The organism is Xanthomonas sp. 60 (genome assembly GCF_011761925.1).
In genome coordinates this window covers 202,114-221,218 of record NZ_JAASQW010000002.1, presented here as the reverse complement: position 1 = coordinate 221,218, position 19,105 = coordinate 202,114, and the positions used below count along the sequence as shown (strand labels likewise).

Annotated in this window: 20 protein-coding genes and 1 tRNA gene; 11 read left to right on the top strand and 10 right to left on the bottom strand. The window is 68.3% G+C overall.

From position 1 onward, the window contains the following. Positions 1–50: 50 nt before the first annotated feature. Positions 51–398, top strand: coding sequence for a RidA family protein (locus tag FHY09_RS04905; protein ID WP_166924769.1), 348 nt, complete (start codon positions 51–53; stop codon positions 396–398). A 49-nt stretch (positions 399–447) separates the two neighbouring features. Here FHY09_RS04905 and rnfB read toward each other — a convergent pair whose 3' ends face one another. From rnfB to gloA2, 5 genes are all read right to left on the bottom strand, one after another. Then, positions 448–876 (bottom strand): Rnf electron transport complex subunit RnfB, encoded by a 429-nt coding sequence (gene rnfB / locus FHY09_RS04900; protein ID WP_166924767.1) that lies wholly within the window; start codon positions 874–876, stop codon positions 448–450. Continuing rightward, positions 873–1,502, bottom strand: a complete 630-nt coding sequence (locus tag FHY09_RS04895; RefSeq protein WP_166924765.1) for an HAD-IB family hydrolase — start codon at positions 1,500–1,502, stop codon at positions 873–875. The genes rnfB and FHY09_RS04895 overlap by 4 nt, the downstream gene beginning before the upstream one ends. A gap of 59 nt (positions 1,503–1,561) precedes the next feature. Continuing rightward, positions 1,562–3,658 carry a methionine--tRNA ligase gene (gene metG / locus FHY09_RS04890; protein WP_166924763.1) on the bottom strand — a complete coding sequence of 699 codons (2,097 nt, stop codon included), beginning with the start codon at positions 3,656–3,658 and terminating at the stop codon, positions 1,562–1,564. Positions 3,659–3,795: 137 nt separating this feature from the next. Beyond that, positions 3,796–4,239, bottom strand: a complete 444-nt coding sequence (locus FHY09_RS04885) for a DUF2147 domain-containing protein (protein WP_166924761.1) — start codon at positions 4,237–4,239, stop codon at positions 3,796–3,798. 102 nt (positions 4,240–4,341) lie between these two features. Then, entirely contained in the window at positions 4,342–4,737 is a 396-nt protein-coding gene (gene gloA2, locus FHY09_RS04880) for an SMU1112c/YaeR family gloxylase I-like metalloprotein (protein ID WP_166924759.1), read from the bottom strand. Between the two features lie 409 nt (positions 4,738–5,146). Here gloA2 and FHY09_RS04875 point away from each other — a divergent pair, with 409 nt between their 5' ends. Continuing rightward, complete coding sequence (locus FHY09_RS04875) at positions 5,147–6,544, top strand: hypothetical protein (RefSeq protein WP_166924757.1); 1,398 nt, start codon at positions 5,147–5,149, stop codon at positions 6,542–6,544. A 60-nt stretch (positions 6,545–6,604) separates the two neighbouring features. On the opposite strand, the gene FHY09_RS04870 is transcribed toward FHY09_RS04875, so the two are convergent. From FHY09_RS04870 to trxA, 5 genes are all read right to left on the bottom strand, one after another. Further along, positions 6,605–8,503, bottom strand: a complete 1,899-nt coding sequence (locus tag FHY09_RS04870; RefSeq protein ID WP_166924755.1) for a DUF885 family protein — start codon at positions 8,501–8,503, stop codon at positions 6,605–6,607. Positions 8,504–8,626: 123 nt separating this feature from the next. Continuing rightward, positions 8,627–9,310, bottom strand: a complete 684-nt coding sequence (locus tag FHY09_RS04865; RefSeq protein ID WP_166924753.1) for a DUF502 domain-containing protein — start codon at positions 9,308–9,310, stop codon at positions 8,627–8,629. A gap of 70 nt (positions 9,311–9,380) precedes the next feature. Beyond that, positions 9,381–10,064, bottom strand: a complete 684-nt coding sequence (locus FHY09_RS04860; protein ID WP_166924751.1) for a protocatechuate 3,4-dioxygenase — start codon at positions 10,062–10,064, stop codon at positions 9,381–9,383. A gap of 122 nt (positions 10,065–10,186) precedes the next feature. Continuing rightward, positions 10,187–10,672: a DUF4442 domain-containing protein gene (locus tag FHY09_RS04855; protein ID WP_166924749.1), complete on the bottom strand. Its 486-nt coding sequence runs from the start codon at positions 10,670–10,672 to the stop codon at positions 10,187–10,189. Positions 10,673–10,775: 103 nt separating this feature from the next. Further along, positions 10,776–11,633 (bottom strand): thioredoxin, encoded by an 858-nt coding sequence (trxA, locus tag FHY09_RS04850; RefSeq protein ID WP_166924747.1) that lies wholly within the window; start codon positions 11,631–11,633, stop codon positions 10,776–10,778. 116 nt (positions 11,634–11,749) lie between these two features. On the opposite strand from trxA, the gene FHY09_RS04845 reads away from it, so the two are divergent. From FHY09_RS04845 to FHY09_RS04805, 9 genes are all read left to right on the top strand, one after another. Further along, a complete protein-coding gene (locus tag FHY09_RS04845; RefSeq protein WP_166924745.1) occupies positions 11,750–12,382 on the top strand; it encodes a DUF998 domain-containing protein in 633 nt (210 codons plus the stop codon). Between the two features lie 149 nt (positions 12,383–12,531). Further along, the gene (gene leuS, locus FHY09_RS04840; protein WP_166924743.1) at positions 12,532–15,174 is read left to right on the top strand and encodes a leucine--tRNA ligase; all 2,643 of its coding nucleotides are present in this window, start codon (positions 12,532–12,534) and stop codon (positions 15,172–15,174) included. Positions 15,175–15,282: 108 nt separating this feature from the next. Next, positions 15,283–15,876: an LPS assembly lipoprotein LptE gene (locus FHY09_RS04835; protein ID WP_166924741.1), complete on the top strand. Its 594-nt coding sequence runs from the start codon at positions 15,283–15,285 to the stop codon at positions 15,874–15,876. Between the two features lie 10 nt (positions 15,877–15,886). Beyond that, on the top strand, positions 15,887–16,927 hold the full coding sequence (gene holA, locus FHY09_RS04830; protein ID WP_166924739.1) for a DNA polymerase III subunit delta: 1,041 nt from the start codon (positions 15,887–15,889) through the stop codon (positions 16,925–16,927). A 9-nt stretch (positions 16,928–16,936) separates the two neighbouring features. Continuing rightward, entirely contained in the window at positions 16,937–17,602 is a 666-nt protein-coding gene (nadD, locus tag FHY09_RS04825; protein WP_166924737.1) for a nicotinate-nucleotide adenylyltransferase, read from the top strand. Positions 17,603–17,660: 58 nt separating this feature from the next. Further along, positions 17,661–18,080, top strand: coding sequence for a ribosome silencing factor (gene rsfS, locus FHY09_RS04820; RefSeq protein WP_166924735.1), 420 nt, complete (start codon positions 17,661–17,663; stop codon positions 18,078–18,080). 71 nt (positions 18,081–18,151) lie between these two features. Then, positions 18,152–18,622 carry a 23S rRNA (pseudouridine(1915)-N(3))-methyltransferase RlmH gene (gene rlmH / locus FHY09_RS04815; protein WP_166924733.1) on the top strand — a complete coding sequence of 157 codons (471 nt, stop codon included), beginning with the start codon at positions 18,152–18,154 and terminating at the stop codon, positions 18,620–18,622. Positions 18,623–18,644: 22 nt separating this feature from the next. Continuing rightward, positions 18,645–18,721, top strand: a tRNA-Asn gene (locus tag FHY09_RS04810). 109 nt (positions 18,722–18,830) lie between these two features. Next, entirely contained in the window at positions 18,831–19,088 is a 258-nt protein-coding gene (locus FHY09_RS04805) for a hypothetical protein (protein WP_166924731.1), read from the top strand. Positions 19,089–19,105 lie beyond the last annotated feature (17 nt).

The window sequence follows — 19,105 nt, the reverse complement described above, 5'->3', positions numbered from 1 at the left end:
GCTTCGCGTTGGGAGAGAATGGGACGCCATCCATAGAGAGGAAGATGCCCATGCTGGAACGTATCGATGTGGGTCCGCGCATGTCCGAGATGACGGTGCACAACAAGGTGGCCTACCTGTCTGGCCAGATCCCGGAGGACACCAGCCAGGACATCACCGGCCAGACCCGGCAGGTGCTGGAAGAGATCGACAAGCTGCTGGTGCAGGCGGCCAGTGACAAGCAGCACGTGCTGCGCGCGGAGATCTTCCTGGCCGACATGGCCGATTTCGAAGGCATGAACAAGGCGTGGGACGAGTGGGTGGTACCGGGCATGACGCCGGCCCGCGCCACGGTCGAGGCGCGGCTTGCGCACGCCGAATGGAAGGTGGAGATCGTGGTGACCGCTGCGGTCCCCTGAGCCACCTCACCGACCGGCGCAGCCCGGCGACCACCGGGCAATGCCGGTGTTACGGGCGGCCGCCGGCCGCGCGCAGGTCGATGCAGTCCACCGGGCACGGTGGCAGGCACAGTCCGCAGCCGGTGCACAGATCGGCGATGACGGTATGCATGTACTTCGCGCCGCCGACGATGGCATCCACCGGGCACGCCTGGATGCACTTGGTGCACCCGATGCAGTCCGCTTCGATGATCACCGCCACCTGCGGCGGCACGTGCACGCCACGTTGGCGATCATAGGGAACGGCCGGCTGGCCCAGCACCTGCGCAAGCGCGCGGGCTCCCGCATCGCCGCCGGGCGGGCAGCGCTCCGTTCCGGCTTGGCGACGGGCCATCGCTTCGGCATACGGGCGGCAGCCGTCGAAACCACATTGGCCGCACTGCGTCTGCGGCAGCAACCGGTCCAGCCGTTCCACCAGCGGGGGCAGCAGGGCACTCATCGCTTCACCGGCTTGCCGCGATACCAGCGTTCGTGTGCCAGGGCCAGCATCGGACGATCTTCCGCGCTGTCCCCGTAAGCGTGGATGCACGCGTAGCCGGTGAGGTCGAAGTGCCTGCGGACGGCGTCGGCCTTGCGCGGCGCGATATCCCGGTCGAGATAACGCCCAGTGGACCGTCCGTCGACGATCTCCAGCTGGTTGCAGAGCACCTGCAGCCCCAGCGCCTGGCACCACGGCCGCAGGTACAGATCGAGCGAGCCGGAGACCACCGCCACGGTATGTCCCTGTGCACGGTGCCACTGGATCTGTTCGAGCATCTCCGGGCGTACCCTGCCAGGCAGCACATCGCGGGCGTAGGTGCCGGCCATCCGCGCGATGTCATCGGCGTGGCGGCCCGTGAACACCAGCCGCGTCGCGCGCGCGCGGACCCGTGCGGCGGAGATCAGCCGCAGGCGCAGGGCCAGCAGCCAGGGGCCCATCAGCCACCAGGCGCGGGCGCGTTGTTCCGGCGTGGCGACCAGGCGCAGGAAGCGCGCGTAGGTATCGCCACGGGTGATTGTGTGGTCGAAGTCGAACAGGGCCAGCTCCGTGCCCGTGCCCGTGGGTTCCCGTCCGGTTGTCCCCATCACGTTGCGGTCCGTCAAGCTGGCTGGCGACGGGCGCGGGCGTGCCGCGCCCTTGACGGTCAACGGACCGGCATGCCCGGCTGTGCGGTGCTGTCGGCGTCCAGCAGCGCAAGCGCGCCGCCATCAAAGCCAGCCGACAGGATCATGCCCTCGCTCAGGCCGAAGCGCATCTTGCGCGGTGCCAGGTTGGCGATGAACACCACGCTGCGGCCGACCAGCGCGTCCGGTTCGCCGTAGCTGGCACGGATGCCGGAGAAGATCTGGCGGGTGCCCAGCTCACCGGCATCAAGCTCGAAGCGCAGCAGCTTGTCCGAACCTTCGACGAAGCTGCAGGCGAGGACTTTGCCGATGCGCAGATCGAGCTTGGCGAAATCGTCGATGCCGATGTAGGCCGGCGCGGCCGTTTCCGTGGCCGCGGGGGGCGCGGCCGCAGGGATTGCCGGGACGGCGGGGGCCGTGGGCGCGGCAGCCTTCTGCGAGGCGGCGGGGGCCGCAGCGGTCGGCTGCAGGGTGTCCTTGGAGGCGTCGGTCATGGCGTCGATTTTCTTCGGGTCGATACGGGTGAAGAGCGGAACATACGCGTTGATGCGGTGGCCCCGCAGCGGCTGCGCCAGTGCGGTCCAGTCGGTCGCCGGCGCGGCGAGGAAGGCCTCGGCCTGGGCCGCGGTGGCCGGCAGCACCGGCTTGAGCGCGGTGACCAGCACGCGGAACAGGTTCAGGCCCTGGCTGCACACGGACTGCAGCTGCGCATCGGCGCCTTCCTGCTTGGCGATCACCCACGGTTTGACGTCGTCGATGTAGCGGTTGGCTTCGTCGGCCAGCGCCATCGTCAGGCGGATGGCCGCGGCGGCGTCATTGCGTTCATAGGCTTCGCGCACGGGGGCCAGCGCATCCACGAAACGGTCGTACTGGGCGGGATCGGGCAGCGCTGCGGACAGCTGGCCCTGGAAGCGCTTGCTGATGAAGCCGGCGCAGCGGCTGGCGAGGTTGACGAACTTGCCGACCAGGTCGGCGTTGACGCGCGCCACGAAGTCGCCGAGGTTGAGGTCCAGATCGTCCACGCCGCCGGAGGATTTCGCCGCGTAGTAATAGCGCAGCGCTTCCGGCTCCAGGCCGGCATCGAGGAACGTGCGCGCCTTGACGAAGGTACCGCGCGACTTGCTCATCTTGGCGCCGTCCACGGTCAGGTAACCGTTGACGTGCAGCCGCGTGGGCGCGCGATGGCCGGTGCCGTGCAGCACCGCCGGCCAGAACAGGCCGTGGAAGTTGACGATGTCCTTGCCGATGAAATGGTGCAGTTCGGTGCTGCTGCCTTCGCGCAGGTGCGCCTGGAAATCTTCGCCGGTCTTCGCGCACAGGGTCTGGAAGCTGGACAGGTAACCGATCGGGGCATCGAGCCAGACGTAGAAATACTTCCCCGGGTGGCCGGGAATCTGGAAGCCGAAATACGGCGCGTCGCGGGAGATGTCCCACGCGCGCAGGCCGCCCTCGGCATCGAGCCACTCCATCAGCTTGGCCTTGACCCCTGGCAGCGCGACATCGCCGTCCAGCCAGCCGCGCAGGAAGGCTTCGAAACGGCCCACATCGAAGAAGAAATGTTCTGAATCACGGATTTCCGGCGTGGCACCGGAGATCACCGACTTCGGCTCCTTCAGTTCGGTCGGGCTGTAGGTGGCGCCGCAGACTTCGCAGTTGTCGCCGTACTGGTCGGCGCTGCCGCAATTGGGGCAGATGCCCTTGATGTACCGGTCCGGCAGGAACATGCCCTTGGCCGGGTCATAGAACTGCGCCACAGAACGGCGGCTGATGTGGCCGGCCGCTTCGAGCTTCAGGTAGAACGCTTCGGTCAGCGCCTTGTTGGCCGCCGAATTGGTGGAATCGTAATGATCGAAATCCACGCCGAAGGCGGCGAAGTCGCGTTCGTGGCCCGCCTGGATCTCGGCGATGAAGGCTTCCGGGGTGATCCCGGCCTTTTCCGCAGCAAGCATGATCGGCGTGCCATGCGTATCGTCGGCACAGACGAACCAGGTGGTACCGCCGCTCATTCGACGCGCGCGCACCCAGATGTCAGCCTGGATGTAGCCCACCAGATGGCCGAGGTGCAGCGGGCCATTGGCGTAGGGCAGGGCGGTGGTGACAAGCGCGGTACGGGTCATGGTCACGGCGGTGCAGCGAGGGGATCGGGGATTATCGCATGGCCCCGTCGAATCGCCGCAGCCCGGAATGGAGAAGGGCCAGGGACCGCGCTGCGCAGAGCGGTCCCTGGCCCGTCAGGGCGCGCGCGGCGGCGCGGTTACTCGCGCACCCAGGTCTGCGTGCGGCAGATGAAGGAAATGCATCCGGCGACGTCGAGCTTGGCGCCGCCGGACTGCAGCGATGCCTTGGATTTGTAGGTCTTGCCGTTGGCCGGATCCAGGATCGTGCCGTCGGACCAGCTGCTGGCGCCGTCCGGCTTGAGGTTCCAGAGGATGGTCAGGCCCTTGATGGGCTTGTCCTTGTTCGCGCCGGTGCAGTCGCTGCAGACCGGATTGGGGCCCTTGTCGGACTGCAGGATGTCGACGACGCGGCCGGAGAGCGTGCCGTTGGCGGCCTGGCTGATCTCCACGACGGACTTCACCTTGCCGGTCTTGTCATCGATGGTCTTCCAGCGGCCCACGGCCGAGTCATTGGCCTGCACGGTCAGAGCGGTCAGGCACAGCGGCAGCGCCAGCAGCAGGGTCTTGAAGGTGTTGCGCATGGGTCCCCTCCCAGGGAATCAATGAGCGCCGACGCGGGTGTCGGCACAGGCCGACTGTATACCCATCCGGGGCGGTATGGTGCAAGTGCGGTGGCGCCGTGTTCAGTCGGTTTCGTACAGCTCGAGAGGCAGGTCGTCGGGATCGGCGAAGAAGGTGAAGCGCCGGCCGGTGTATTCGTCCACGCGGATCGGCTCACAGGCCACGCCGTCCGCCGCCAGGCGCGCCACCACCGGCTCCAGCGACGTCACCCGGAAGGCCAGGTGCCGCAGCCCCAGTGCCTCGGGGCGGCTGGGCCGGGGCGGCGGTGCCGGGAAGGAGAACAGCTCCAGCTGCGCGCCATCGGGCAGGGCCAGGTCCAGCTTCCAGGAGTCGCGAGCCGCACGGAAATGTTCGGCCAGCACCCGCAGACCCAGCACGCGCACGTAGAAATCGCGCGAGCGGGCGTAATCGCTGCAGATGATCGCGGCATGGTGGATGCCCAGCAGAGGCGTTGGCATGGGACAAGGGAGCGGGTGCGAGACCCGCATCATCGCAGAACAGGGGCAGGCGCCATAGACGGAAACTGAAAGCACGGCGACGGGCTGCGGCCTCAGGCTGGCGACTGGAATACATGAAGGAATAGTCGCCATGCCCACGCTACGGCCGATCGGCCATCACACCGTCGAGTCACTCAACGCCAGCAATGCCATCAGGCGCGCCATTCTTGCAGACGCCAGGAAACCCCACGGCGGCGCAACCGTGGACGTGGGCGCAGCGGTGCACAAGGTCACCGTCCGCAATGCATCACGGGACGAGCCGCCGCTGCCGCGCAGGCCCCCTGATGTCATTGATGCTGCACCGCGCGTTGCGGCCCCCGCCCCTCGCTCCGTCAGCATGATCCCATGCACCCGCCTGCCGCGCCCGCCCTTGAGCGACGACAGCTGGCAGCGTTTCGTTCACCACCTGCAGAACGAAGGCCGCACGCCGGGTGCGATGCACGATGATCCAGCCACCGGCGTGGTGTACTCGACGAATGTGCGTCCGCGCGCGGTGACGTCGTTCCTCCGGCAGTCCAAGGCGCAGGCGGACCTGTCACCCCAGCCGCAGGCCGACACGCTGGCCTCGCGCCGCTCGACGCGTGCCCTGACGCTGGCGATCACTTCCGCCGCGCGCCTGTCGTCTGCGTCGGAGGATGAAGGGATCGGCCTGGGGCCGTCGCCGGGTGAGCCGTCATCGCCTGCCGCAACGGCTACACCGCGGACGCCGGTGGCGCGCCCGAATGGCGTCTGCCTGGCGCTGGGTGACTGGGATGTGCAGGCCGCTTCGGAAGACGATGGCCATGGGCCCTCGCGCTCATCGTCACCGGCCTCGCCGGACGAGGAGGGGTCGGTCTGGCGCGGGCACTGGGCCGGGCTGGACAGCTGGCGCCTGCCGCCGAGTGCGCGCAACGTCGACGTCATCCGTTATGGCGTGTCGCTCACGGAGAAGACGGCTCTCCCCGCGCCCGTTCCGGGCGCCTTCGTCGCGCCGTCCGGATCGGACGACGGGGACCTTGATGACGATATCCCGGACTCGTGGCTTGACGACAACGAGATCATCGACCATGCGGCGCTGGAAAACAGCGACGACGATGATTGGGCGCCAGGCGTGATCGAGTTCGCTGACCCTGTCAACGATATCCGTGACAGGCCTTGGCTGGACTTCAGTGAAGGCGAGGAAATCGACTACATGGCCCCGCCGGACGAGTCGCTGATGCCGTACGTTGTCGAAGAATGTGAAGAAGAGGACGTGCCACGCCGGCGACCGCTCTCGGTGGACGAATACAGGGAGTACCGCACGCTGTTCGAGGCGCGGTTGACGAAGGCCAACGAGCGTCTTTCCGCTACCTCTTGCGAGGACCTGGCGCTGATCGATGGTGAGTACGCGAAGCAGCCTTCGAGGCTGACGTTCGTCGGCATGGATCTGGCCGTCCACACCGACAGCAACGAGAGTCTGGATGAGGCCGAGACTCGCCTGGCCTACATCCGTACCAAACCTGGTCCGGGCAGGCGAGCCGATCTCGGGCCGGAGTACACGGTGGAACTCGCCAGTACGTCCCCCTGGGTGCCGTCCGGGAGAAAGGGAATACTGCGCACGTCTTCGCCGCTTGTCTCCAGCATCTTGCCACCTCCCGCGCTGGCCGATACCCCAGCGATCGAGGGAGACCGTCATGATGGGTCGTTGCGCTTCAGCGACGATGCAATGTTGGCGAGCGGCGCGTCCCCGCTGCCGCCGCTCGCGAGCTGGGTTGACGATTCTTCGGATGAAGAAGTGATCTACGTCTGAGGGGCGGGCGGTGGGTGCCGGCAGGTCATGGCATGGGCCAGGACCTGCCGCTGGCCTTGGTCAGGGCGTTGCCGGCTGCTGCAGCCACCGTGTCATCTTGGCTTCGAGGATATCCAGCGGCATCGAACCATCCTTGAGCAGTTCGGCGTGGAAGCGGCGGGGGTCGAACGCCGGGCCCTGCACCTGGCGCGCGCGATCGCGCAACTGCACGATCCGGGCTTCGCCGAGCACGTTGGACAACGCCTGGCCCGGCTGCGCCATCATCCGTTCCACTTCGGCCACGGCATCGGCCGGGGTCATCCCGGCGGTGTCCTGCAGGTAGGTCACCGCGCGCTGTTTGCTCCAGTTGTCGGCGTGCAGGCCGGTGTCAGCCACTACGCGGGCGGCGCGCGCCAGTGCGGCATGGAGGTAGCCGATGCGATCATAGGGGTCGGTGTAAACCCCCAGTTCGTCACCGAGCGATTCGGCATACAGGCCCCAGCCTTCCACGAACGCGGCATCGCCGCCCTGGCGGCGGAACCGGGGCAGGCTTTCCAGTGCCTGCTGCAGGCCCAGCTGCACATGGTGGCCGGGCACGCCTTCGTGCAGGTACTGCATCGGCACGCTCCAGCGACGGCGCGAAGGCAGATCGTTGGTGTTGACCGCCAGTACCGCAGGGCGACCGGCAGCGGGAGCGGTCTGGTAGCTCACCGCCGGCGCGTTCAGTGCGCGCTCGGCGTCCACCGGCTGGATCGCCAGCGGTGCGGCAGGCAACGTGTCGAGCACGGCCGGCAGCCTGGCGGCCACCTGCTGCTGCACCTGGCGATAACGTGCCAGCAACGCGTTGGCATCGCTGAACTGGTGGCGGCGGTCCTCGCGCAGGCTGCGCAGCAGCTTGGCCTGGTTGCCGCGGATACGTTGTTCCTTCATCACCGTGGCGATCTGCGCATCAAGGCCTTGCACCCGCTGCGCCGCCCAGGCGTGCAGGCGCATCGGCGGCAGGTCGGTGGCGGTGGACTGCGCGAGCACCTGGGCGTACCACGCCTGGCCGTCAGGCAGGGCGCCCATGCCCGCCGTGGTGCGCGTGGCGGGCAGGTACTCGGTGGCGATGAAGCCGCGCAGTGCGCGGTAGGCCGGCATGATGCGCAGCTCGATCATGCGCTTGTATTCGGCGCTCAGCCGGGTGCGGTCGGCTTCGCCGATGGACGCCGGCAGGGTGCGGATCGGCGACCAGAAGATGCTCTCCTCGGCCGTCGGCTTGATCACCGCATCCAGCTGCGGCAGCACCTTCTCCATCAGGTCGCGCGGCTGGACCACGCCGGCCTTCATGCCTTCGCGCATGTTGGCGATGGCCTGCTCGAACAGCGGCGGGATGCCCAGCGAGCGACGCGACCAGTTGTCGTAGTCCTGCACGGTGTTGAACGGCTGCGCGCCCGCACCGGACCCGAGGATGGCCATGATGCTGCCGAGGTTGTAGTACTGGCTGATCGGCTGCATCCACGAAGGGTGTTTTTCCGCCGCCAGCGAGGCGCGGGCATCGCGCACGAACATTTCATAGCTCAGCAGGTCCTGGCCCTGCAGGCCCTCGCTGCCGATCTTTTCCACCTTGCCCAGCCATTCCACCGTGAACGCGTGCGACTGCGTGCGCCAGGCCGCGGAGAGAAAGTTGGGGAGCTGGTCGTTGTAGCGTGGATCGCCCTGGAACGTGGCCTGCAGCGGATTGAGCTGCATCGAGGCATTCCAGTAATCGGCGTACAGGCGCTCGAGCTGGGCCGCACGCGTGGCCGGTGCCGCCGGCGCACGCGCCTGGCGCGCGGCGGGACGGGCACGGGGCCGGCTCGCGGGGCGGCTGCCCTGGCGGGCCTGCGCGGCCTGCGCCGTGGCGGTCTTCTTCTTCGGTGCGGCATCCGCCGGCGGCGGGACGCTGAGGGCCATCAGGCTGGCGATGGCGAGCGCCAGGGCGCGTGCGGGCTGGGGCATCGTTTACTTCCGTGGAACACAGACCCGCGAGCTTGCACGATCCTGCCGCGAACGGCCAGTTGCGCCTGGGACAACGGCGGCGCCGGTTGCCGTTGAGTCAGCGTGGCCAACCGGGGCCTGGATCTACAGGCCGCGGTCGCCGGCCCGGGTGAACGGCACGCTGTCCGGGGCCACGGCACCGCCGGAGATGATGAAACTCATCGCTTGATCGACCGTCCAGTCGGTGGGGGTGAGCAGCTCCACCGGCACGATCTCCAGATAGCCGGACGTCGGGTTGGGCGTGGTCGGCACATACACGGCGGCCAGCTCGCGCCCGGTGCCCTGTTCCTTGATGACGCGGGTGACCAGGCCCACCGATTTCATGTCACGGTGCGGGAAGTCGATCAGGACCACGCGCTGGGTGGTGCCAGGCTCGGTCTGCAGCATGTCCAGCAGCTTCTTCGCACTGTCATAGATGATGCTCGCCAGCGGAATGCGCCTGATCACCGCACCCACCCAGCGCAGCAGGCGCTGGCCGACCACGCGCCGGCTCAGCACGCCCACCGCCAGGATCACCAGCACGGTGGCCAGCAGCGCGATGGTGTTCTGGATCCACTCGGCCTGTACCCAGCCCAGGTAGTGGGGGAAGGAGGTGGCGATGCGTTGCGACAGCGGCACCACCAGGGGACTGGAGATGCCCGACAGCAGCACGAAGACGAACTTCACCACGACCCATGACAGCCAGATCGGCAGCAGGGTGAGCAGGCCGGTGATGAACAGCCGCTGCAGGGAGGGGCGCGGTGCGAGTGTGGGGGATTGGAGAGACATCCGCGCATTGTAGCGGGCGCTGGACCTGGGCAGCAGCCGGTCCGGCGCCCTGTGCGCGGCGCGCGGATCGTCAGCCGCTGGCGAGCACCACCAGCCAGTCTGCCCGCTCGGCGCGACCGGTCTCCAGCGCCGTCGGGGTGAGCGTCAGCGTGACGGTTTCACGCTCCTTCGGTGACAGGGCCTGGTACAAGCGATCGGTCGCATTCAACGGCTGGTCGCTGAAATAGATCTGGGTGACCAGGCGGTCATGCACGCCCCGGATGTCGAAGTGGATATGCGGCGTGCGCGTCCACGCGTCCGTGCCATCGACGACCGGGTAGGGGCCCGGCACGATGGTCAGGAACCGGAAGGCGCCCTGGGCGTCGGTCAGCTGGCGTCCAAAGCCCTGGAACGCCGTATCGAGGGGCGCGGACGTGTTGGGGTCGCTCTTGTGCGCGTAACGACCATGCGTGTTGGCCTGCCACATCTCGATGATGGCGTTGCGGACCGGGTGTCCGTCCGTGCCGACCACGCGTCCATGCAGGTCGATCACCCGTCCCTGCGCGCGCTGCGTTGAACCGCGCAGGAGCGTGAGGTCATTGTCCTCATCGAGGGGGCGTTGGATGGGATAGAACGGGCCAGTGATCTCGGCAGCTGTTGGCGGCAGGCCCGCCGGACGGCGCGCCCCGTGGGCCAGCAGGGGTGCGGCCATCAGCGCGGCACCGCTGCAGGTGACGGTTCGAAGGAAGGTACGGCGACTGGATGCATCGGACATGTCGGGTTTGACTCGATCGGCGCCACGAAGGTGTGGCCCGGCCGATGGTTCGGCATGGCCCCCGCGTGCAGGAGCACCCCGGTCACAACGAGCGATGAAGACCCCGTTATTTACAGTTTTTCTCAGGCGGCATCCGGTGTGCTGGAGGAACCGGCGACCCGCGCTGTCGGCTTGAGCCGGATGTAGACCTGCTTGCGCACGCGCGCGACCACCTCGCCGCGGTCATCCACGACGTCATTGCTGAACCAGTGCAGCACTTTCTCTCCGCCCGCCGCTGCTTTGCGCAACGTCGCCAGCAGCGCGTCATCGATCTCGAACGTGGCGCGCACGGTGCCGCGACCGGGTTTGAGGAACGCGATCTCCGCCGCACGATCCCAGACGTAGTAGTCGCGGCCCAGCGTATGCATCAGGCCCAGCATCCAGAACGGATCGGTCATTGCAAACAGGCTGCCGCCGAAATGGGTGCCTACATAGTTGCGGTTCCACGGCCGCAGCCGGAGTTCGACCTCCGTGTGCCGGTAGTCAGCGCTCAGCCGGGTGACATGGATGCCGCTGAGCAGGAAGGGCGGCCACAGATTCATGCCGAAGCGGAAGAGTCGGGCGTTCATGGGCATCCTGCGCGGTGGGGACCGCCAGTCTATCCATGCGGCAGCGTATGGAAAAGGGCGCGCCGGTTCCGGGTGAGGCCCGGCGCACCCTGCCTGGCAACGGTCAGAACAGCAGGGCCGCCATGCGGCGGCGGTAGCCGCTCACCAGTACCGGATCGTTGATCACGTTGAATGCATCGATGAGTGCCTTGCGCGGCAGCCCCTCGCGCCAATTGCGGTCCACGCGCAGCATCTCCAGGAACTGGGCCAGCGCCGCCTCGTCCTCACCCGCCAGCAGCTGCTGCACGCCGCGCAGATGACGGGCCTCCAGATCGGCGCCGTCGGAGGCGATACGGGCCTCCAGCGCTTCGGCAGGGGGAGCGTCCTGGAGCGCTGCGGCGAAGGCCAGCCGGGCACTGGCGCGCACCGCCCGGTCATCGGTGGACAGGTTGGCGGGCAGCCCTTCGATCAGGCGCCGCGCCTCGTCCACACCGCCCACCTGCAGCAGCGCCAGCGCCAGATCCAGGCGCAGTTCGTCCTTGCCCGGTTCGGCGGCAATCTGCGCGCGCAGCACATCCACCTGCGCCTGGGGGTCCAGCGGTGCCGGCTCGGCCGCCTCGTCGGCCACCGCCTCGGCCGGCGTGATGCCGTGCTGGGTCAGGAACTCGCGCAGCTGGCCTTCGGTGACCGCGCCGGGGAAGCCGTCAACGGGTTGACCGTCCTTGAGCAGGATGACCGTGGGCACCGAGCGGATCTGGAAGGCCGCGGCGATCTGCTGTTCCTTGTCCACGTCCACCTTGCCGAGCACGAAGGCCCCGTTGTAGTCCCCGGCCAGCTTCTCCAGCAGCGGCCCCAGGGTCTGGCACGGCCCGCACCAGGTTGCCCAGAAATCCAGCAGTACGGGGACCTGCAGGGACTTCTGCAGGACGTCGGTTTCGAAGGAGGCGGTGGCAGCGTCGAAGACGTTCGGCAGTTCACTCATGGAAGTTGGTCGTCTCACAGCGGGAAACCTCTTCTATGGAGGCGTGCGGGCAGGGACTCAACCCATGCCTGCGTGCAGGCCGCACAATGGGCACTGCTCATTGCCAAGGCGCCGCCATGTCTCCGCTCAGCCCCTCTCCAACCGCCGCCGGCTGGCCGCGCCTGCGCCGTGCCGGGCCCCTCGCCGGACTGCTGTTCGTGCTTGCCACGCTGGGGTTCGGGGCCCTGCTCGAAGGCTACTCGCAGGGGGTGCACCCGGTTGCGCTGCTGGGCGCCAACGGCGTGCCGCGCGCCATGGGCTTCAACATACTGGGATGGATCGTCCCCGGGGTGCTGGCCGCGATGGCCGTGCTCGACCTCCAGCGCAGGCTGCCGCCGGATGCCGGGTGGCTGGCCCGTATCGGCGGGCAGCTGCTGCTGCTGGCCACGCTCGCCTTCGCGGCCATGGGCCTGCTGCCGTTGGATATCGAAGACCTGGACGGGGTGGCCAGTCAGCGCCACGCCAGCGCGTGGATGATCTGGGTGCTGGGGTTCGTCGCCGGGGCGCTGCTGCTGGGCCTGGGCAGCCTGCGCCGCGCCCGGCCCCTGGCGGGGCTCACGCTGGCCTGCGGCGGGCTGGCTGCGGTCATGGCCTTCGCCCTGCAGGGGGTACTGCCGGCGCCGGTGGCGCAGCGCGGTGCGTTCGCCGCCTGGGTGCTCTGGCTGGCCGCCGCGCCCTGGCTCACCGGGCGGCGCACCCGCCGCCGCTGAGATGCCGGCGGTGTGGGCCCGCGGCGTCCGGGGACATCCTCCGGGCCCTCGCCCCGCGGTGGCCCCCGTCCTGCGCGGCGGTCGGTCATTGGAGCCTTTTGCCGCACTGCGGTACCCTGTGCCGCTTTGCCGCCGCATACGCGTGTTCCATGACCAGCGCCGAACCCATCGCCTACGACCCGCAGCAGGTTGAGACCGCCGCCCAGCAGTACTGGGACGGCATCCGCGCCTTCGAGGTCAACGAAACCTCCGACAAGCCGAAGTACTACTGCCTGTCGATGCTGCCGTACCCGTCCGGTGCGCTGCACATGGGTCACGTGCGCAACTACACCATCGGCGATGTGATCAGCCGCTACAAGCGGATGACCGGCCACAACGTGTTGCAGCCGATGGGCTGGGATGCCTTCGGGCTGCCGGCCGAGAATGCGGCGATCAAGAACAGGACCGCGCCGGCGAAGTGGACCTACAAGAACATCGACCACATGCGTGCGCAGCTGAAATCGCTGGGCTACGCCATTGACTGGTCACGCGAGTTCGCCACCTGCACGCCCGAGTACTACGTGCATGAACAGCGCATGTTCACCCGCCTGATGCGCAAGGGCCTGGCGTACCGCCGCAACGCGGTGGTGAACTGGGATCCGATCGACCAGACCGTGCTGGCCAACGAGCAGGTCATCGACGGCCGCGGCTGGCGCTCCGGCGCGCTGGTGGAAAAGCGCGAGATCCCGCAATGGTTCCTGCGCATCACCGATTACGCCCAGGAACTGCTGGACGGCCTGGACGAGCTCGATGGCTGGCCGGAATCGGTCAAGACCATGCAGCGCAACTGGATCGGCCGCTCCGAAGGGCTGGAGATCCAGTTCGCCGTGCGCGACGTGGACGGTGCGCCGCTGGACCCGCTGCGCGTGTTCACCACCCGCCCGGACACCGTGATGGGCGTGACCTTCGTGTCGATCGCCGCCGAACATCCGCTGGCGTTGCACGCCGCCAGGAACAACCTCCAGTTGGCCGCGCTGCTGGCCGAGATGAAGCAGGGCGGGGTATCCGAAGCGGAGCTGGAAACCCAGGAAAAGCGGGGCATGGATACCGGCCTGCGCGCCATCCATCCGGTGACCGGCGATGAAGTGCCGGTGTGGGTCGCCAACTTCGTGCTGATGGGCTACGGCACCGGCGCGGTGATGGCCGTCCCGGGCCACGACCAGCGCGACAACGAGTTCGCCAACAAGTACGCGCTGCCGATCCGCCAGGTCATCGCCCTGAAGGAGCCGCGCAACGACGATGAACGCAGCTGGGACGCCGCGCGCTGGCAGGACTGGTACAGCGACAAGACCCGCGCGACCGAGCTGGTGAACTCCGCCGAGTTCGACGGCCTGGATTTCCAGGGCGCCTTCGAAGCGCTGGCCGAACGGTTCGAACGCAAGGCCCAGGGGCAGCGTCGCGTCAACTACCGCCTGCGCGACTGGGGCGTGAGCCGCCAGCGCTACTGGGGCTGCCCGATCCCGGTCATCTACTGCGGCAAGTGCGGCGCCGTGCCGGTGCCGGAAGACCAGCTGCCGGTCGTGCTGCCCGAGGACGTGGCGTTCTCCGGCACCGGCTCGCCGATCAAGACCGACCTGTCCTGGCGCCAGACAACCTGCCCGGACTGCGGTGGCGCGGCCGAACGCGAGACCGACACCTTCGATACCTTCATGGAATCGAGCTGGTACTACGCCCGCTACACCTCGCCGGGTGCACGCGATGCGGTGGACAAGCGGGGCAACTACTGGCTGCCCGTCGACCAGTACATCGGCGGCATCGAGCACGCCATCCTGCACCTGATGTATTTCCGTTTCTTCCACAAGCTGCTGCGCGATGCGCGGATGGTGGACAGCAACGAGCCGGCCCGCAACCTGCTGTGCCAGGGCATGGTCATCGCCGAAACCTACTACCGCGCCAACCCGGACGGCTCCAAGGACTGGATCAACCCGGCGGACGTGGACGTGCAGCGTGATGAGCGCGGGCGCATCACCGGCGCGACGCTGATCGCCGACGGCCAGCCGGTGGTGGTGGGTGGCACGGAGAAGATGTCCAAGTCGAAGAACAACGGCGTGGACCCGCAGGTGATGGTCGGCAAGTACGGCGCCGACACCGTGCGCCTGTTCTCCATGTTCGCCGCACCGCCGGAGCAGTCACTGGAATGGAACGAGGCGGGCGTGGACGGCATGGCGCGTTTCCTGCGCCGCCTGTGGACCCAGGTCCACCGGCACGCCGCCGAGGGCGCCGCGCCGGCGCTGGATATCGGTGCGCTTGACGCCGGACAGAAGGCCCTGCGGCGCAAGACCCACGAGACCATCGCCAAGGTCGGCGACGATTACGGTCGCCGCCACAGTTTCAACACGGCCATCGCGGCGGTGATGGAACTGATGAACGCGCTGGCCAAGTTCGACGATGCCAGCACGCAGGGACGTGCCGTCCGCCACGAAGCCCTGCAGGCCATCGTGCTGATGCTCAACCCGATCACGCCGCACGTCAGCCATGCCCTTTGGCAGGTGCTCGGCCACGGGCAGACGCTGCTGGAAGACCAGGCCTTCCCGCAGGCCGACAGCGCCGCGCTCGTGCGTGATGCGGTCACGCTGGCGGTGCAGGTCAACGGCAAGCTGCGCGGCACCCTCGAGGTGGCTGCCGACGCCCCGCGCGAGCAGGTCGAGGCGCTGGCGCTGGCCGAACCCAACGCGGCCAAGTTCCTGGAGGGCCTGGCGGTGCGCAAGATCATCATCGTCCCCGGCAAGATCGTGAACATCGTCGCTGCCTGATCCGCAGGGGACGGGATGCGCCGCCGGCGCCCCGTCCCCATCCTGTATTCACGTCCCCTCGGGCAGGCTATGTTTGCCGCAACCGCCCGGCTCCTACAGACTGTGTCCATGACCCGAATCCTGCTTGCTCTCCTCATCGCTGTCGGCCTGGCCGGTTGTGGTTTCCACCTGCGCAACAAGCTCATGCTGCCGGCCGATACGGCGGCGGTGAGCGTGGTCTCCACCGCCCCCTACAGTGAGCTGGTCAAGTCGCTGCGCCGCTCGCTGCAGGCGTCCGGCGCCACGCTGGCCGACGAGGACGACACCACCGGCAGTGCGCAGCTGCAGATCCAGTCCGAACGCTGGGGCGACCTGCCCATCGCCATCGACGGCCAGGGCCGCGCGCAGGAGTTCAGCCTGCGCTATGCGGTGGTATTCATCTTCCGCCGCGCCGATGGCAGCGAGCTGGTCCCGCAGCAGGTGATCGAGCTGTCGCGTGACTACGTTTCGCCGCCGACCGACGCCACCGGTACCACCACCGAGCGCGAGATCCTGTCCGATGAACTGCGCCGCGAAATGTCCGCCTCCATCATCCGGCGCATCGACAGCGTGGTGCGCAATGAAATCCGCGCCGGCCGCAACCCGTCGGCACCGGCCGTGACGCCGGCCGGCGCAGCGCCCGCGGGCGTGCCGGCCATCCAGCCGCCGCCGGTCAAGGACTGAGCCGGCCGCGATGGAAGTGCGCCCGGAGCAGTTGAGCACCAGCGCCGGCGGGCAGCCGCTGGCGCCGGTGTACCTCATCGCCGGGCCGGAAACCCTGCGCGTGCTCGAGGCCGCCGATGCGGTGCGGGCGCGGGCGCGCAGCGAGGGAATCAGCGAACGCGAGGTGTTCGAGGCGGACGGGCGTGACTTCGACTGGCGGCAGCTGCAGGGCGGTTTCAACGCGCCCAGCCTGTTCAGTGCACGCCGTCTGATCGAAGTGCGGATGCCCAACGGCAAACCCGGCAAGGAGGGCGCCGAGGTCATCAGCGACTTCTGCGCCGCACCGCCGCCGGACGTGGTCCTGCTGATCACCGCCAACGAATGGAGCAAATCCCACCAGGGCAAGTGGGCCGATGCAGTGAACCGCGCCGGCGTAATGTCCGTGGCGTGGGCGATCAAGCCGCATGAACTGTCGGACTGGATCGAGCGGCGCCTGCGCGCCAAGGGCGTGCGTGCCGCGCCTGCAGCCGTGCAGCGCCTGGCCGAGCGCGTGGAAGGCAATCTGCTGGCCGCCGCGCAGGAGATCGACAAACTCGCGCTGCTGGTGGAGCCGGGCGAAACGCTGGATGTGGAGCGCATGGAATCGCTGGTGGCCGACGCCGCCCGCTACGACGTGTTCCGCCTGGTTGAAAGCACGTTTTCCGGGCAACCGGTGGCCGTGCTGCGCATGCTCGCCGGCCTGCGCGCCGAAGGCGAAGCGGTTGCCGCGCTGACGCCGATCATCATCCGCGAGCTGCTGGCCGGCGCAGGACTGGCGCGCGTGCAGGCAAAGGGCGGCAACCTGGCGGCCGAGATGAAATCGCGCGGAATCTGGGAATCGCGCCAGGCCCCTTACAAGCGCGCGCTGACCCGGCACCCGGATACGCGGCGCTGGGAACGGTTCGTCGCCGAGGCCGGCCTGGTGGACCGCATTGCCAAGGGCCGCGCCGACGGTGACGCCTGGCTCGCGCTGGAGCGCCTGCTGGTGGCCATCGCCGAGGCGCGCGCGGTGCGCCTGCTGGCCCGTGCCTGAGCGCCGGCGGTGAGCCTGCGCATCTATTACGGCGGTACCTTCGACCCGGTCCATCTGGGCCATATCGCGATCGCGCGTGCGGCCCGCGATGAACTGCAGGTTGCGGTCCGCCTGCTGCCGGCGGCGGACCCGCCACACCGTGCCACGCCCGGCGCCGATGCCGAGCAGCGCTGCGAGATGCTGCGCCTGGCGCTGGGTGACGAGCCCGGGCTGCTGCTGGACCGGCGCGAGCTGGAGCGTGCCCGGCGCGACCCGGGTGTGCCGTCCTACACCGTCGACACCCTGGCCGAGCTGCGTGCCGAACTGGGGCCGACGCGCCCGCTGGCCTGGCTGGTCGGGGCCGACAGCCTGCTTTCGCTGACCTCCTGGCATCGCTGGGAACACCTGCTGGGGCTGGCCCATTTCATCGTGGCCGAGCGTCCGGGCGTCCCCCTGCGCGATGCGGTGGACGGGGCACTGGGCGAGGCCCTGCAGGGGCGCTGGACCGACGATGTGCAGCGGCTCTTCGCCTCGGCGGCTGGCGGCGTCCTGCGTCTCCAGCAGCCGCTGCGCAGCGAGTCGGCGAGCGAAGTGCGTGCCCGCATCGCCGCCGGCGGCGCGTGGCGTGCGCTGCTGCCCCCGCCCGTGGCCGACTACGTGGCGACCCACCAGCTGTATGCCCGGCCGCAGGCGTGAATGCCGAGCGGGCGGCGGCACCGTATAATCTCCTTCACGTTTATCGAGTCGACCCGCTTTGAGCAACCAGCCCGAACCCCAGACCATCAAGGTCCAACTGCCGAACCCGCCGCCCTCCGTCGAGCAGCTGCTGGCCTGCGTCATGGACGCCACCGCCGAACTGAAGGCGCACGATGTGGTCAGCATCGATGTGCGCGGCAAGTCCAGCGTCGCGGACTACTTCGTGATCGCCTCGGGCACGTCCTCGCGCCACGTCAAGTCGATCGCCGAAGAAGTCGTGCGCTTCGCCAAGAAGCTCGACATGATGCCGCTGGGCATGGAAGGCGAGCGCGAGGCGGAATGGGTCCTGGTGGACCTGGGCGATGTCGTGGTCCACGTCATGCTGCCGCGCATGCGCGAGCTCTATGCGCTTGAGCGCCTGTGGACGGTGGGCGACCAGCCGCCTTCGCGCGATGGTGACGACGAAGAAGCCGTCTGAGCCGTCGCTGCGCTGCACCGCTGCATCCCCGACGGCGCCGATGGCGCCGTCGGCCGTTATGAGGAGTCACGATGAAAGCCCGCCTGATCGCCACTGGCGAACGTGCACCCAGCTGGGTCGCACAGGGATTTGCCGAGTACCAGAAGCGACTCTCGCACTGGTTGCCGTTCGACCTGGTGGAGATCGAGCCGGGGCTGCGCGGGAAGGGCCGCGATGCGCGCCGCGCCACCGAGGACGAGGGCCGGCGGGTGATCGCCGCGCTGCCGAAGAATGCCCATGTGGTGGCGCTCGACGTGCCCGGGCGGCCGCTCAGTTCGGAGCAGCTCGCGCAGCGGCTCGAGCATTGGCGCGGGCAGGGCAGGGACCTTGCGTTCCTGATCGGTGGACCGGAAGGTCATTCGGCCGAGGTGTCCGCGCTGGCTGATGAGACGTGGTCCATCGGACCGCTGACGCTGCCCCACATGCTGGTGCGCCTGGTGGTGGCCGAGCAGCTCTACCGCGCGGCGGCGATGCTCGCCAACCACCCCTACCATCGTGCGTGAAGAGTCGTTATACTGAGCGTCTGCCCGAATAGCTCAGCCGGTTAGAGCACTTGACTGTTAATCAGGGGGTCGTTGGTTCGAGTCCAACTTCGGGCGCCATTTTCAAACCCGCATCGCGAGATGCGGGTTTTTTTATGGCTCGGCCGCCTGCCGCGATTATGATGAACAACTAGTCCACGGACGGAGAAGCCGCATCGACGCGAAATCCATGGAGGCCGTCATAGCAGCGGCGCTTCACCGCGATCCCGCACACCGCCTTGCGATTGAACAGCGCAACGCACGCTTGGCTGCGCAGCACGCGCGCAAGCGCCTCATCGCCATCGCCACCCTCACCGGGCTCGTCATCGGTACCTGTGTCGCGGCTGCTGCAGGGCAGCGCTGGCTCGACGGTGCACTGGCCGGGAGCTTCAGCGCCATGGGCATCGGCGTGGCCGTAGGCGCGCTGAAGCGACGCACGCAGTGCTAGCGCCGGAGTATCGGCCT